The organism is Ruoffia tabacinasalis, from assembly GCF_005864045.1.
In the GTDB taxonomy this organism is placed as follows: Bacteria; Bacillota; Bacilli; order Lactobacillales; family Aerococcaceae; genus Ruoffia; species Ruoffia tabacinasalis.
The window spans coordinates 1-14,620 of sequence record NZ_VBSP01000054.1 but is presented as its reverse complement, the minus strand read 5'-3'; the positions used below and the strand labels follow the sequence as shown (position 1 = coordinate 14,620).

At 36.8% G+C, this 14,620-nt stretch carries 13 protein-coding genes and 7 pseudogenes; 2 read left to right on the top strand and 18 right to left on the bottom strand.

Annotated elements, in window-relative coordinates; translation table 11 throughout:
- Positions 1-197: pseudogene (locus FEZ33_RS10720) on the top strand (IS30 family transposase); the annotation flags it as partial.
- Positions 198-209: 12 nt separating this feature from the next.
- Here the strand turns inward: FEZ33_RS10720 and FEZ33_RS10715 are convergent.
- The 5 genes and pseudogenes from FEZ33_RS10715 to FEZ33_RS10695 all read right to left on the bottom strand — a co-directional run bounded on the left by FEZ33_RS10715 (position 210) and on the right by FEZ33_RS10695 (position 4,210).
- Complete coding sequence (locus FEZ33_RS10715) at positions 210-1,487, bottom strand: PTS galactitol transporter subunit IIC (protein ID WP_138405378.1); 1,278 nt, start codon at positions 1,485-1,487, stop codon at positions 210-212.
- A gap of 23 nt (positions 1,488-1,510) precedes the next feature.
- Positions 1,511-1,813, bottom strand: a complete 303-nt coding sequence (locus FEZ33_RS10710) for a PTS sugar transporter subunit IIB (protein WP_138405377.1) — start codon at positions 1,811-1,813, stop codon at positions 1,511-1,513.
- Positions 1,814-1,822: 9 nt separating this feature from the next.
- Positions 1,823-2,782 (bottom strand): annotated as a pseudogene (locus tag FEZ33_RS10705) (IS30 family transposase).
- Positions 2,783-2,965: 183 nt separating this feature from the next.
- Positions 2,966-3,634: a Crp/Fnr family transcriptional regulator gene (locus tag FEZ33_RS10700; protein ID WP_138405376.1), complete on the bottom strand. Its 669-nt coding sequence runs from the start codon at positions 3,632-3,634 to the stop codon at positions 2,966-2,968.
- Positions 3,635-3,763: 129 nt separating this feature from the next.
- A complete protein-coding gene (locus FEZ33_RS10695; RefSeq protein WP_138405375.1) occupies positions 3,764-4,210 on the bottom strand; it encodes an organic hydroperoxide resistance protein in 447 nt (148 codons plus the stop codon).
- 442 nt (positions 4,211-4,652) lie between these two features.
- On the opposite strand from FEZ33_RS10695, the pseudogene FEZ33_RS10690 reads away from it, so the two are divergent.
- Positions 4,653-5,147 (top strand): annotated as a pseudogene (locus FEZ33_RS10690) (IS30 family transposase); the annotation flags it as partial.
- Position 5,148: 1 nt separating this feature from the next.
- Here FEZ33_RS10690 and FEZ33_RS12515 read toward each other — a convergent pair.
- From FEZ33_RS12515 to FEZ33_RS13075, 13 genes and pseudogenes are all read right to left on the bottom strand, one after another.
- Complete coding sequence (locus FEZ33_RS12515; protein WP_171031382.1) at positions 5,149-5,310, bottom strand: hypothetical protein; 162 nt, start codon at positions 5,308-5,310, stop codon at positions 5,149-5,151.
- A gap of 316 nt (positions 5,311-5,626) precedes the next feature.
- On the bottom strand, positions 5,627-5,824 hold the full coding sequence (locus tag FEZ33_RS10685; RefSeq protein WP_138405374.1) for a hypothetical protein: 198 nt from the start codon (positions 5,822-5,824) through the stop codon (positions 5,627-5,629).
- A 134-nt stretch (positions 5,825-5,958) separates the two neighbouring features.
- Positions 5,959-6,666, bottom strand: coding sequence for a DUF4230 domain-containing protein (locus FEZ33_RS10680; protein WP_138405373.1), 708 nt, complete (start codon positions 6,664-6,666; stop codon positions 5,959-5,961).
- A gap of 93 nt (positions 6,667-6,759) precedes the next feature.
- Positions 6,760-7,122 (bottom strand): hypothetical protein, encoded by a 363-nt coding sequence (locus FEZ33_RS10675; protein WP_171031381.1) that lies wholly within the window; start codon positions 7,120-7,122, stop codon positions 6,760-6,762.
- 206 nt (positions 7,123-7,328) lie between these two features.
- Positions 7,329-7,619: a transposase gene (locus FEZ33_RS10670; RefSeq protein ID WP_171031380.1), complete on the bottom strand. Its 291-nt coding sequence runs from the start codon at positions 7,617-7,619 to the stop codon at positions 7,329-7,331.
- A gap of 373 nt (positions 7,620-7,992) precedes the next feature.
- Complete coding sequence (locus FEZ33_RS10665) at positions 7,993-9,765, bottom strand: flavocytochrome c (RefSeq protein ID WP_138405370.1); 1,773 nt, start codon at positions 9,763-9,765, stop codon at positions 7,993-7,995.
- Between the two features lie 379 nt (positions 9,766-10,144).
- A pseudogene (locus FEZ33_RS10660) lies at positions 10,145-10,636 on the bottom strand (IS3 family transposase); the annotation flags it as partial.
- A 126-nt stretch (positions 10,637-10,762) separates the two neighbouring features.
- Entirely contained in the window at positions 10,763-11,053 is a 291-nt protein-coding gene (locus FEZ33_RS10655) for a transposase (RefSeq protein WP_171031379.1), read from the bottom strand.
- 574 nt (positions 11,054-11,627) lie between these two features.
- Complete coding sequence (locus tag FEZ33_RS13095) at positions 11,628-12,131, bottom strand: DUF1343 domain-containing protein (RefSeq protein ID WP_500139250.1); 504 nt, start codon at positions 12,129-12,131, stop codon at positions 11,628-11,630.
- Positions 12,132-12,179: 48 nt separating this feature from the next.
- Positions 12,180-12,771, bottom strand: a pseudogene (locus FEZ33_RS13090) (exo-beta-N-acetylmuramidase NamZ family protein); the annotation flags it as partial.
- A gap of 312 nt (positions 12,772-13,083) precedes the next feature.
- A pseudogene (locus FEZ33_RS12510) lies at positions 13,084-13,266 on the bottom strand (alpha/beta hydrolase domain-containing protein); the annotation flags it as partial.
- Between the two features lie 415 nt (positions 13,267-13,681).
- Positions 13,682-13,816, bottom strand: a complete 135-nt coding sequence (locus tag FEZ33_RS13080; protein WP_438943019.1) for an alpha/beta hydrolase domain-containing protein — start codon at positions 13,814-13,816, stop codon at positions 13,682-13,684.
- 28 nt (positions 13,817-13,844) lie between these two features.
- A pseudogene (locus FEZ33_RS13075) lies at positions 13,845-14,054 on the bottom strand (alpha/beta hydrolase domain-containing protein); the annotation flags it as partial.
- Positions 14,055-14,620 lie beyond the last annotated feature (566 nt).

Sequence of the window (14,620 nt, the reverse complement as noted above, 5' to 3'; positions counted from 1 at the left end):
TGAATGAGAATTCCAATGGTTTATTACGCAGAGACGGACTGCCAAAAGGAATGGACTTTAATCAAGTAGACCAAAGTTTTGTGTCATCGATTGCACACAAACGGAACACGATTCCACGGAAATCCTTACACTACCGAACACCGTTGGAAGTATTTTTGAGTTACTTAGATGAAACAGTTTTGTCTAGCTTAATTTGACAAATCAAATTTTTAAAAGATATTGTTAAAGAATTCAATTACTTTTGTAATAATATACCCAATAACATGCGTACCAGCATCTTCGGTAGATATTGCTGTCATTCCTTCAGGTAGTTGGAACCCACCTGCTATTGCAAGTTGAGTGTGCACATCTGCTAAGTTAGTAGCAATTAATAAAACTACAACTGTAATAATTGATGTTGATAATATGCCACGGAATATATTTCCTTTAGAAAATGCAACTGGCCAAGCAGATAACCACATTGCTTGATAAGCAATATCAGAAATTGGTAATAATTTGTTGCCAGGTACAACAGCTGCTAAAACTAGAGTAATAGGAACCATTATTATACCTGTAGCAATAACATTAGAGTTAGCAACTGTTAACGCTGCGTCGACTCCTATCGTAAAGTTACTACTTGGAAATTTTTCTTTTAGTATTTTTTTAATTGAATTAGCGAATGGTATTAAACCGTCCATAAGAATTTGCATCATTTTAGGTGTTAACAACATTGTTGCAGCCGTACTCATTCCCACAATTAATGTATTACCTATAGATCCTCCAGATAATAATCCGATGATTGAACCAATAATGAAGCCCATAAATAGAGGTTCACCTACGAATCCAAAACGTTTTTGAATTTTTTCGGGTTGTATATCTATATTTTTTATTCCAGGTATAACATCCCAAATTTTATTTAAAAACCAAGCAATAGGTGCCCAACCAACAGAGTTAGCAGTTGGGAAGTTCACTCCTTCTAATTCAAAATAATCTTCAACTAACGGAGTAGTCCAATCAGCTAGTTTTAAACTAATAGCAGCATCTAAGGCTCCAGCAATCAAAGCTAAAGCGATATTTTTGCCTGTTGCATAGTAAACTAATGCTGCTATAAAAATATAATGATTGTAACTCCAAAAATCTACCATAACAGTATTAGTTTGTTTTAATAGTAACATTAAGATGTTTACCCCTAATACTATAAATATCATAACTGCAGCTAATGGAAAAGCCCAAGTTGCAGCTGCACGCGCTGGCCAACCAACATCCATAATACTCGTTTGAATACCCCAGTTTGAAACCATTGCTTGTACAGATGGACCTACCTGAGCAACAAACCAGTTAATTACGATGTTTACCCCAGCAAAACCTACACCAATTGTTAAAGCAGATTTAACTAAAACTTTAGTCTTAACTCGAAACACTAAGCCTAAAACTAAGATAATTATCGGCATCATGACCATCGGCCCTAATTGGACAATCCAATTTAACCCATCAACTACTATTCCCATCGTATTTTCTTCTTATCTAGTATTTAATTTTCTTTTAATGCTTCTAAAACTTGTAAACTAGTTTTTTCTTCATTCACACCTGTAACGAAAGGAGTACCGGAAATAACTTTAATTCCTTTTGTTACATTTTCTTGAAGTTTCCCAGTTGGCACAATAAAATCAACATCATTTGTTTCTAAAGCATTTTGTACTTCAGAAAATTTTAGTTGTAAGATACGTGGCTCAGGTAATCCATTCTCACTTGCAATCTCACGTATTCTATTCGATGCTACTGTGGATGTAATCATTGATGATGCGCATGCTACGATGACTGTTTTTTTTGACATTTTGAATTGTCAATATAAGCTAGACAAATGCGAGTCATTAATGTAACTTGAAAATACTTCCAAAGGCGTTTGATAATTTAATGATTTTCTAGGTATTTGATTTCTCTTGTCAGCTACTGCAGACACAAATAACTGCTCGACTTTATTGAAGTCCATTTCCTTTGGCAAGCCATCGTTTCTAAATAGACCATTTGAATGTTCATTTAAACCACGCTGTGATGGTGTTCCTGGATCTGCGAAGTAGATCGAGACGTCATGTTTGTTGGACAACACCTTCCAGTTACTAAATTCTTTTCCGTTATCAAAGGTAAAAGATTTAAACAAGTTTCTAGGGCTGGATTGAAACCACTCTGTTAACGTTGTTTCAATGTCACTTGCTTTTCTGCCTTTAGGCTTTAAGGTGATGATGGCTTTAGATAGACGTTCCACCAGTGTGATGATGGCACTTTTATGATGAGCACCAACGATTGTATCACCTTCAATGTGACCAAACTCATCTTTAAATAGAGGGTAGTCTTTTTCTCTTTCAGAGATGTTTCGTTTGAACGCTTGTTTTCCTCGTCGTTCTTGGTCTCCGTTTGGCTTTCACTTGCCTTTCATAGGGAGTGTTGTGATATCAAAGGTGCCATCTTTAAATCGACGATATAAGGTTCTCATTGAACAACTGATTGGCTGTTCAAAACGTCCAATGTTGACGTCTGGCGTCCATCCTTGAGCAACTTTTTCTTTAATATACTTCTGTTGCTTTTTAGGCAAAATGATTTTATGTCTACCGCAACGCTTTTTATATACTTTATAGCGTTTGTAGTAATCAATTGCTGAGTTACCTTGTTTCAAGAAATTAATAACGTTATAAATGGGCTGACGTGAACGCCTTAAGCGTTCAGCAATCATCGCAACAGAAATATTTTGATGATAATAAGATTCTATCATTACTAATTCATCCGTGGTAAGATGGGAGTAGGTCATTTATGATCACTCCTATTCTTCGTGGTGGAAGTATAGTTTGAGTGTATCATAAATGACTTTTTTATTTGTCTAGCTTAATTTTACAATCTACGGTGTATTTAATCTTAGCTAGCAAATAATAATTGAAAAGAACTTTATACTCCATTTTTCGATAACTTCAAATCATATATCGTAGTTCCCCCATCACTCCTCCAACCTCCCCAATTCCAATATCTCAATCACATTCGGTTTGGGTTGGCGGACTATCCCTGCCTTGGTCAACTTCGTCAAACTTCTGCTGAAGCTTTCTGGAGACATTCCTAGGAAGGATGCGAGTTGTTTTTTGGTTGAAGGGATCTCAATTGATAAGCTTTCTTGTTGGTTGTATGCTTCTAACAAGTAAGCCGCTAGGCGGTGGGACGTGCTTTCTGAAGTTATCCAAGTGGTTTGCTGTTCGGATTCGTTCAGGCGGTTGGATAACTCTTCCAGTAATTCTATAGCAATCTCTGGATTTTGAAGCAAGACATCTTTGAAGACATCGCGCTGAATACTGCAGACCGTTGTTGGCTCCTCCGCCTTGACATAGCGGTTTATTTGCCGGTGGCTGAACAATCCGGATTCTCCAATGAAGTCGCCCGCCTCTAATTGACGAATATACTGCTCCTTTCCCGACGCAGATAAGCGATATATTTGCACAAGACCCTTCTGAAGTAGATACAACGTATCTGAATCATCACCCGCCTGGTATAAATATTGCCCTGCCTTAAACTTCTTAACTTGAATCTGAGCTTGAATCTTCTCAATCTGATCACGTGTCAATGTTTGGAACAGGGGAATCGTGCTTATACAATAATGATAATTGGAAAAATCCATATACTCATCCTCTCACTAATGATTTATCTCCTCTCATTATAAGGTAAAGCTACCGACTTTTACTCTTTTTTGCATAAAAATAAAAAAAGCCAGAACATATTCGCCCTGGCTCATTTAATCTAATACTAATTATTTTTCTTGGCTCGCATCATAATCTACTGCTTTAACGAAGACATCGATATTCCCAGCAACAGCCTTAGAATAAGGGCATACAGTATGTGCCTCATCCGCTAACTTCTGCGTCTCTTCGCGATCAAAGTCTTGAATTCCCACTTGAATCTCAACTTCTAACTTAAAATCCGCCGCATCCGGCTTCTTGTAAAGACGTACTGTATGAAGAACTTGCGACGCATTCTTAACCTTATGCTTACCCTTCACCAATTCTAAAGCTCCGTGGAAACACGCACCGTAACCTAAGGCGAATAACTGCTCAGGATTCTGACCTTCACCCGAACCACCCATATCTTTAGGTGTCGTAATCTTCACCTCATACGTCCCATCCGCTAAGTAACTCACACCATCACGACCACCCGTATTCACTGCACTTGTCTCATAAAGTTGTTGATAATCCGTCATCCCACATTCTCCTTTACTTATTTGATACCCCCATTATAGCACATACTAATCCTATTGTTCTTGACATAGGTCAAGGCTTGGCGAAAGTTTATGACTAGAATTCACAAAAATATTAAACTTGTGATTGCCCTGTAAGTGGATGAATCTATGCCATCACAGCTGGCGACTTAATATCGTCGAGTTTAATAACGTCTCGTTGTGCTTCAAGAGACTCTGTTCCTCGCTAAATAGAGCCTCGAGTAAAAACTCTTAGAAAAGTTATTAAATCACTTTTCTAAAGGTCAACATTAAGTCATTGTGTGAAATGCGGGAAATACGGCTACACTTCAGTGTTTTGCACCTGTTTGTTGAGCCAGGATTTTACTATCTCTTTTTCTCTTCCCCTAGGCGCTCTGCGATGACTTGACTTGAGGTCACTATTAAGTTCATCAATAAACAAGCTTATCCTTCTTACCACAAAGAATTTGGTCATTTAGAAGGTGATACCATCATCGGTAAAAACCATAAGAGTGCCGTGATCACCTTTGCGGAAAGAGCGTCTAAGTTAATCATTGCTTTAAAGACACCCGGCCGGAAGTCCGAAGACATCGAGGTCACCTTGACCAACTGGTTTAAACAGCTACCCAAGAATCTTTTTAAGTCGATAACGTTTGACTGTGGCAAGGAATTTTCCAACTGGAAAAGTTTAAGCAATCAACAGGATATTTCTGTTTTCTTTGCAGATCCGGGCTGTCCCTCTCAACGTGGCCTCAACGAACATTCGAATGGGCTCTTGCGTAAAGATGGATTACCTAAACAAATGGACTTCAATGAAGTGAACCAAGCGTTTATTTCTTCGGTCGCCATTCGTAGGAATAAGATTCCTAGAAAATCTTTAAATTATAAGACCCCGTTGGAGGTCTTTCTTGAGAATGTGTCTGGGTTAAATTATTTCTAGCTTAAATTGACAAATGAAAATATACACCTTCACTCACACTAGCGTCATCCCCCACAAAACCAGCCGAACTACTATTACCACTAGCTCCTTCATCTTCATAAGGAACACTTAATCCTTCTGCTTTCGACAGGTATTCTGAATCACCCGTACTCCATAATTTCAACTTATTCTTAGCAGCGTAGTCTTGGGCTTGGTAGATTGCTTGGACATACTGACTGTTAGGGAGGTAGCCATTGATATAGCGAGCGATAGCTAAGCCTCAGTGACAAGAATCTTTTGAAGCAAGATGCCATCAACCCTGATATGGACTAGGTCCCTTTGATACTTATCTTTGGTTGGCCCTTCATACTCGATTTGGATGAGGTCAGCCTCTTGAGCAAGGCGCGCACCCTATTCTTCGCCTCTTTTGCATAAGGTTTGTTCTGCATCTCTGACGCATCAATGAGCAAGAATCGTGCTTTTATAGATGGTTCCTCTGCTCAATCCAAGATAAAATCAGCCGTATCGCCATCAATCACACTGAAATCCCTGACATTAATAAGCTCGCTTTTGTTCTGACTCTCGGCGAGTATTTTGCAGCCTAAGGTCTCTTCTGTGACTTTCGCACTGATTGCGGTAGGGAAGATGACGCTGATTAAAATCACAACCACCATGAAAGTATTGATTAATTGTTTCATCGTAATTCTCCTCCCTTCGTTCTATAACTAGTTATTATACTCCACTTTAATATTATGACAATGATGGGTGTTTTTAGGCAAATCAAAAACCAGCTTCCTACATTACAGTAGAAAACTGGTTGTATTTTTAATATCTATTGGAAAACGATTGTGTAATTTCCATCCTCAATCTCTGGGTTAATTTTCAAGACTGTCATAATTGCTTGTTGAGCTTGTTTGTTAGCTTCTTCTAATAGGCCGTTAGCAGTGGCTTGTTCTTCGACCACTTTCTCTTGCTCAATAGCGAAGGCTTGATAGTCTTCAACCTTAATTGGGTTGAAGATTGAGTTCTCTTCGTCCAACACTTTGAAAGATACTTCATCTAGTTCATGAGACAGAATTTGAGAATCCGGGATATCAATGTAAATTTCTGCATCTCTCACATCAACATTCACAGCTTCCATGTCAATCCCAGCATGGATAATACCTGAATACGTTAAGATAAAATTCTTCTTAGTGAAAGGAACGTTCCAACCGTAAAATGTGTTCTGGTTCTCGAATGCGCCAGCATTAGTGTAGTGATACTTAGTCGTAGTCAACTCTGATACCGTTTCAATCTGATGTTGTATTAAATTACTATCAATAGTTGGACCTTCTTCTTCATCACCACTTGTTATAGCATAAACTCCTATACCTAATAGAAGAACAAGTACACCAATCACTAATGCAGTAAGAGAAAAAAGATTCAACGACTTAAATGCATTCAACCACTTTGGTGAAGAATTACTTCGTTCCTTGTTATCCCCAACAGTTGACTCATCTTTCAAAACTTTTTCTTCTTCCGTCAACTTTTTATCATCCATATCGCTACCTCCAATAATTAGTTTATCGTGTTTAAATTGAAATAACAGTCAATTTAGTATAACAAATTAAACGGCAATAAGCCTTAACTATTTTTAGTTTTTTTGACTATTTTCATTCTTCGCCGATGTAATAAGAGAGGTAACAACAGCCATCAACTTATTACCATCAATACTTTTACTAATATTAAAATTCTCCTGATTTTCTTTATTACTTATCAGATTCTTCCAGAAGACTTTTATATCTTGTTCGTTGAGATTAATATCATAGAGAAGATTCGCTAAGTAAATGATTAAGTCTTGATGACAATATATCTCATCTATACTTAAGCCTCCAAAATTATTCGCTTCCTCAAGTAAGACAAGCTTTCTAAAATACTCTGGTGGCACAATGGATTGTAAGCCCAATAAAGGGTTGATTAATAGCTGAACAGATGATTTTAAGAAATTAATTGACATCACTAGAGCATATTTTTGAGAATTAGACAACATATCATAATTATGTTCAAATTTCTTAATCTCGCGGGTTAACTCTTCACAGCACAGTTGTTGGTTACTTTTTTCACGCTTACACCAATGGTAATAGCCACTTTTGGAAACAACTAAAACTTGTCACATCTTCACAACACGAAACTCGTGTCGGTGCTGTTCTATGAAGTCATAAATTACTTCTGGTCTTTGGCGAAGAAGTCCATACCCTTTTTTAAAATTGCGTTTTCCTCTTCAAGATCACGCAATTTCTTTTGAAGGTCTTTCACTGCTTTGTCTTCTGGTGCGCTGTTCCCACTGCCGATAAAGTTTGAACCGTCTTCACTTTCTTTAAATTTTTTGACCCAGTTGTGAAGCGTTTGTTCGGCTACATCTAATTCTCTAGCTACTTGCGCGACAGCTTTTCCAGTTTGGACGACTAACTTTGCTGCGTGTATTTTAAATTCTTTATTATGTTGTTTTCTCATTGTCTTACACTCCATCCGTTCAATTGGTGTATGTTTAGTATACATTAAACTCCCAATTTAACGTGTCCCATATTTAGACTAACATCAAACTGCTCAATACTTATATCTCTATACTGCATATAAACACTTACTTTCAAAAAGATATTTGTAATTAATAATAACTTTTTAGGGGGAATAAGCAAAGGGAATTTTGTTGATGCATAAAATCAGACCAGATTATAAGTATTGTAGAAAATGGGGTTAGATTTCTGTAATTAGCTAATGAACAAAATTTTGTATAGTAATTAAATAATAAATAAGCAGGAAATCCGTTACTATCAGTAACGGATTCCCTGCTTTCAATTGTTATTTCTCTTTTATATTTCTACTTCAATTATTTCGCAATTTCTTGCCCAGCAATACGCCCGAAAGTAATTACATCTGAGATAGCATTGCCACCTAAGCGATTCTCACCATGCACAACGCCTGTTGCTTCACCTGCAGCATAAAGCCCTTCGATGACATTCCCCTCTGTATCTAATACTTGAGCTTGTGTATTAATAACTACTCCACCCATTGTATGATGTACAGACGGTTTACATTTCATCAGATAATATTTACCCTTTTCTAACGAGTGAAGTCCTGAACGATGATTGAAATCTGGATCTTTGCCATCCTCAGCATATTGATTTACCTTTTCTACGGTCTGTTTAAGCGCTTCTGAATCAATATCAAAATGTTCTGCTACTTCTTCAATTGAATCACCTACAACAAGTAGTTCTGACTCTAACAACTCATTGTATTCTGCCTCATGAAGCTCTTTAGATTGAGAAATTTGGTCTAGCTCATCATTCCATAATTGGTAGGCGTAAGAACCGGTTTGATCTAAGATAGCTTTAGAAATCACATCTCTACGTTCTAATTCTTCAACAAACCGTTGACCTTCCTGATTTATAAGAATAGCTCCATCAAATCGAGTATCAGCGAGTAATGAAATCATACCTGTTTCAGGGTTAGAGACCGGGTATGTTTGAATATTTTCCATATTGGTTAGAGCAGCTCCAACTTCTTCTGCCATTGTTAACCCATCCCCGGTTGATCCGACTGAAACTGTACTTAAATATTCCTCGCCATATTCAGAATTGGCTTCTTCACGCATTTCAACATTCGCACCAAAACCTCCACTTGTTATAATTACACCATCATTAGCATGGAATTTATAATCCGTTCCATTATTATGAGTTGCTTCAACACCAACGACTTTATTATTTTCGTCTTGGATCAGTTTTGTAGCTTTAGTATCAAGATAAGTAGCCACACCTACCTCATCAGCCTTATTCTTTAATTTTATTACTAACTCCTGACCAGTGTGCCCAAGAGGAATTAATGCACGCTCAACACTGTGTCCTCCGAATTGGAAAAGCTGATCTTCATAAAATTCTACCCCTACATGGTCTTTCAGCCACTCCGCTGAAGCTAAAGCATTTTCAGCTAAAACTTGAATAATTTCAGGGTCTCCCTTTTCATTCCCACCTTCAAATGTATCCTGATAATATAATTCAACACTATCCTTTTCAGAAATACCTAATTTCTCTTGAACCCAATTACCCGGTGCATTCATTTCGCCCCCACTAATAAGAGTATTACCTCCTACTGCAGGCATTTTTTCTAGTAACAAGACTGACTTCCCAGCTTCAGCTGCTTCAATAGATGCACTTAGTCCTGCACCACCAGCTCCAATAATGACAATATCATAAGTTTCTTCTTCAATTTCTCTCGACTCTTCAGTATTACCTTTTTCTATTGTAGTAAGTGAGATACCTGACTTTTCGATCGCATCTTGCACAGCTTGTAAAAATCCTTCACTTGTCGCTGTTGATCCTGATACAACATCCACTTCTACAGAATTAGTCTCAATAATGGCGTCACTTAGTGATTGATACACCGGTTCAGCGAGCACTTCATTCTCCTGACTATCAAGCACCTCAATCGATTGAATCTTTTCATCTTCAACCGTCACTTCTACTTTTACATCCCCATGCTTTCCTTGTCCAATCCCTTCAAACACTTTAGCATCGACAGATTGAGAAGGTATTACTGACATCAACACGGCTAGCATTAATAATAATACTGTAAAGACAAGACTTGATTTATTAATAAACTTCATATGTTTTACTCCTTTATAAATTATTTTGATTAACTGAATGCCACTCTAGAGGATAGTTCAATGGTTTACAAGTTACTTTAAAAAAATACTCGAATCAAATTCGAGACTTTTCAATGACAGATAGTCAAAAAAAAAACATTTAAGAATACTACAGCCTCCTCCCTTTTGATTAATTAGTATTGAAAAAACCTTCATAGACTATCATACGATTGCCGTTCATATTGTTATGCACTCTTCAAATTCATTATATAAATATTTTTTATATGAGTCAAGGGATAATCAAAAATTATCATTGATATTAGATGACAATCAACTGGGAAGAGAGAACTGATACTATGTCAAGAAATTGTACAAATTAAATTGAGATATTCCAAAATCTTTAATTTGAAACTAACGCGCTTCGCTTGCTGGCCTTATCGTAACAGTTTCCTTTGCGGCTCATGCTCGTAATCATGTTGTGCTTACGCAGAATTCTTTGGTATTCATGTGCCGCATACTGGCTGCCACGATCTGAATGATGAATCAGTCCTTCTGTTGGTTTTTGTCTACCAATCGCTCGCTTTAGCGCAACGATGACTAGCTCTTTTGTCATTCGATGGCTCATATGCCAACCTAGTATTCTTCGCGAATATAAATCCATAATGGTCGCTAAATATAGCCAGCCTTCATTCGTGCGGATATACGTAATATCGCCGACCCAAACCTTTCTAGGAGTGTCCACTTGAAATTTTTGATTCAGTAAATTTGGATAAATCGGTAAGGAATGTTTGGAATTCGTTGGCGCTTTATATTTCTCGACCGTTTTTGAGCGAATTCCCTCCACTTTCATAATTCGGGTTACTGTTTTCTGAGAAACATTTATTCTTTTTTGATTTAATTTTTCATAATTTTAAGACTGCCATAAATAGGGCGTGAATTAATATAAAACTCTTTTATTTGGCGGGTTAACTCTTCATAATACGAAACTCGTGTCGGTGCTATTCTATGAAGTCATAAATTACTTCTGGTCTTTGTCGAAGATACCCATAGCCTTTTTTAAAATTGCGTTTTCCTCTTCAAGATCACGCAATTTCTTTTGAAGGTCTTTCACTGCTTTGTCTTCTGGTGCGCTGTTCCCACTGCCGATAAAGTTTGAACCGTCTTCACTTTCTTTATATTTTTTGACACAGTTGTGAAGCGTTTGTTCGGCTACATCTAATTCTCTAGCTACTTGTGTGGCAGCTTTTCCAGTTTGGACGGCTAACTTTGCTGCGTGTATTTTAAATTCTTTATCATATTGTTTTCTCATTGTCTTACACTCCATCCATTCAATTGGTTTATGTTTAGTATACATTAAACTCCCAATTTAACATGTCCCATATTTAGACTAACATCAGCTTGACCAATTCAATCATCCACCCCAAGCTGACATTTCATTATGGTAGTGCAAGCTACTACGTAATATTCAATAAAAGCCCCTTATTTTACATTAATAAGAAATCATTTCTATCTATTTCATTATTATGTCTTCTAACAAATAGTTGGAATTATATAGTTATTAAACATTATTTGAGGCAGAATTATGCTAAAAGAATATCAAGTAAGTCGCCCTATCTCTTCCAGTAATGGTGGAGCACCTTCTGATTAGAAATAGCTTTTCTCCGCACTTGGTAGAGCTAAAGTCCAAACAACTGGGGCTATCTAGTCGCTATAATCATGAACTATGTAGAATTCCTTTACACCAAACAAATTAACTATAATTTGATACCATTATTTTTCTAAAATATCTATTTTATGCCTAGTGCGACTTCCTTTGAGTAAAAGCATCCTTACGTAAAAAACACCTCCCTAGATTAATTTCTAAGGAGGTGCTCACATATAGTCTATTCTTCACCACTTGCGTAGATAAGATATTCTTCACGAGTTGATTTAAATGATAATAATTCTTCGTCCCATTTTGCGATGATTTCTTCCACTGGCAGACCTGCTTTCAAGTCCTCTTCAATATACGACTTACCAGTTAATTTAGCTAGCCATTGATCTTCACGCCACTCAATCTCATCTGGGTATAAATTATTCAATACGTGAATCATTGATAGACCAGTATAAAGTGGATCATATTCTTCACGGTCTGTCACATAAACTTCGACGCCCTCAACGAGCTTCCCTTCAAGCTTTTGTCCAGGAGCGGGAGTAAAGGCAGCTGCTCTGAGTTTAACTCCACTTAAGTTAAGGTCATTCAATGCTTGGGCGTATTCCTTACCATTCACAAAGTCTGAGCCAACTAATTGGAATGGTTTTGTTGTGCCTCGACCTTCGGAAACATTCACGAATGTCTCAAATAATCCTGTAATTGGGTAAACATCTATACTGTCGGTTGTTGGCATATTGGGTGATGGCATCACGAATGGAATATCTAGTTCAGCATAAGATTCACTTCGGTCATAGCCTTGCATTTCAACCACTTCTAGGTCAACACCTAAATCAAATTCACCATTAAAATACTGTGCCAACTCCCCAAAAGTCATCCCGTGAACTAACGCCAAGTCCTTCAAACCAACAAAAGAAGAATGTTCTTCTTCAACAACCACTGGACCAGCAACTACATCTCTGCCTAACGGGTTCGGACGGTCAAGCACGACCACTTGCTTCCCTTTTTCAGAGGCCGCTTCCATAATATGATACAACTTCCAAACATAAGTATAATAAGTTACCCCTGCATCTTGAATATCAAAAACGAGTAGATCCACATCTTTCAACATCTCAGGACTTGGTTTATGTGTCTCCCCCGTATAAACTATATACTGGTAATTCTGTCTCTGGATCCGTATAAAACTCAACATACTCCCCCGCTTCAGCATTTGCACGAACCCCATATTCTGGACCATATAAAGCGGTTAATTCAATCTCAGAATCTTCAAATAGCAAATCAACGGATGTATTTAAATCCTGGTCAATTCCAGTAGGATTCGTTACAAGCCCCACTCGCTTCCCTTCAAGTAAATCTTTGTGATCAGACAACAACATTTCTAGACCAAACTTGAAATCATCTTCAGCCTGCACTACTGGCAAGCTATTAATTAGAAGTGACAAACCTAACATAAACACCCCTAACGCCTTCATAACACCCGACATACTTCCTTTTCTCTCCATACACTTTCATTCCTTTCTGATTAACTATAATTACACGCCAAATTAGTAAAACGCTTTCTTTAATTTATTATAAACATTTGAAATATAATTACAAGTCATATCCCATGATTATGAAATAAAATTTATATCGCAAAAAATAGCTACTAACTCAAGTTGTGAGTTAACAGCCATATATATTCTATTATCTTAATTAAATAATTTATTCGTTTGTTTTTTCGACAATTCAACCATTAGGTTTGCATCTGCTTCAAGTAACCAACCTTCATCAACTTGTTTGTCGACACTCTCTATAAATTTAGACAAATAATCTTCTTTTCCTGAATTAAGCTCACTCAACTGTTCTTGGTTTAAATAAGTCATTCTACCAGTAACCTTCCCAACGGTTTGATTTTTTTAATCATTATCAGAAATGTCATTTGGGTGTTAAGTTGCTATTGAGACATCAACATAAGGTCTTCTTAAGCCACCCTTAAAGCTGCCAAGCCTGTCTTTAATAGTGTTTTAATTACGTGCACGGTCAATCGTCAAAATTTTCTGATGAAGTTACACCATTGATTGTCCAATTGTAAGGAAGTAATTCAGAATGTCTAATGGAACCTTCTACCGCATCAATCTCATTCAATATCTTACTTATTCCACCCTAACTACCTAGTAATTGAATATCACCTTCGAATGAACGTAGATAAAAGACGTCTACTACTCCGTCGAAACGAACTGTGGTGTAATAGAAAAAGCTCTCTTGATCCTTCACTTTGATTAAGCTTTCGCAATGACCCTACACCAACTACATCCTGAAGCCTTCACAAATATCAGTTATGTACTTAGGGAGGAAATATACATATGTATTTAAATACATATCCGATTGTGATTGTCCTGTTAAGTAGATACGTTCAACATAATAACCTTCTAGAAACGATATTTTATCATTTCGAATTCAACTTCCAAGTTTACTCACAACATCCCCCATTAATCCTTCTACTGTTCTTGCAATTAACATTAATTGGCGTCAACGTCACACTAATATAAATGTGATTATTCTCTAAATAATATGGGTGACTTCTGCACAAAACATCTTCATATCCGTTAGATGCGTTATAAATATCAATAAAGTCTCGCTGACTGAAATTTTCAGCTTTTGGTTTTCTAACTAAAGTCCAGTTATTGTGTGGTAATTTCTTCTCTTAAATATTTAGTTCGCGCAAGTATGCATATGAAGACAATGAATAACTCTTCTCAGTAACAACCACCTCTTGACTAAATTCTGGCGTGTTATGGATCGAATCTAAAACTAATTTTTCCAAAACTGCTTTTGTGTGAGTGTTTATGTTTGGTTTTATGTTTGCCTCCACATGTACTAAATGCAATTATATTCTCGTTTGCTTTACTATATCCTATAGAGTAATCAAGTATGTTTTAAGTATTATGTAATAAAAACATAAAAAAAACTCGCAAACAACACAATGTGCTTACGAGTTCATTTATTGTTAATTTAGTAAAGTTTATTACTACCTTTTAGTTTTTCTTCTAGTAACTAATACAATCCTCATCGATATCAATGTAAATGCTACTGCTACTACTTGAGTATTGCGGACGTTTTTTACCAGTAGTGCGGTTCTTTTTACCACTCTTTGCGGGAAGATTTACCAATGTCTGCGGAATAGTTTACCAGTAATAATTAAATGACCCCATTTCTACTCAACTTTTGAGTAGAAATGGGGTCAAC

Coding starts and splice junctions, on each gene's coding strand:
- FEZ33_RS10675 (WP_171031381.1), bottom strand. CDS start 7,122: ATGTCAATTAATTTCTTAAAATCATCTGTTCAGCTATTAATCAACCCT.
- FEZ33_RS10695 (WP_138405375.1), bottom strand. CDS start 4,210: ATGACGGATTATCAACAACTTTATGAGACAAGTGCAGTGAATACGGGT.
- FEZ33_RS10710 (WP_138405377.1), bottom strand. CDS start 1,813: ATGTCAAAAAAAACAGTCATCGTAGCATGCGCATCATCAATGATTACA.
- FEZ33_RS10670 (WP_171031380.1), bottom strand. CDS start 7,619: ATGAGAAAACAACATAATAAAGAATTTAAAATACACGCAGCAAAGTTA.
- FEZ33_RS10680 (WP_138405373.1), bottom strand. CDS start 6,666: ATGGATGATAAAAAGTTGACGGAAGAAGAAAAAGTTTTGAAAGATGAG.
- FEZ33_RS10715 (WP_138405378.1), bottom strand. CDS start 1,487: ATGGGAATAGTAGTTGATGGGTTAAATTGGATTGTCCAATTAGGGCCG.
- FEZ33_RS13095 (WP_500139250.1), bottom strand. CDS start 12,131: ATGCCAACAACCGACAGTATAGATGTTTACCCAATTACAGGATTATTT.
- FEZ33_RS10665 (WP_138405370.1), bottom strand. CDS start 9,765: ATGAAGTTTATTAATAAATCAAGTCTTGTCTTTACAGTATTATTATTA.
- FEZ33_RS10685 (WP_138405374.1), bottom strand. CDS start 5,824: ATGAAACAATTAATCAATACTTTCATGGTGGTTGTGATTTTAATCAGC.
- FEZ33_RS10700 (WP_138405376.1), bottom strand. CDS start 3,634: ATGGATTTTTCCAATTATCATTATTGTATAAGCACGATTCCCCTGTTC.
- FEZ33_RS10655 (WP_171031379.1), bottom strand. CDS start 11,053: ATGAGAAAACAATATGATAAAGAATTTAAAATACACGCAGCAAAGTTA.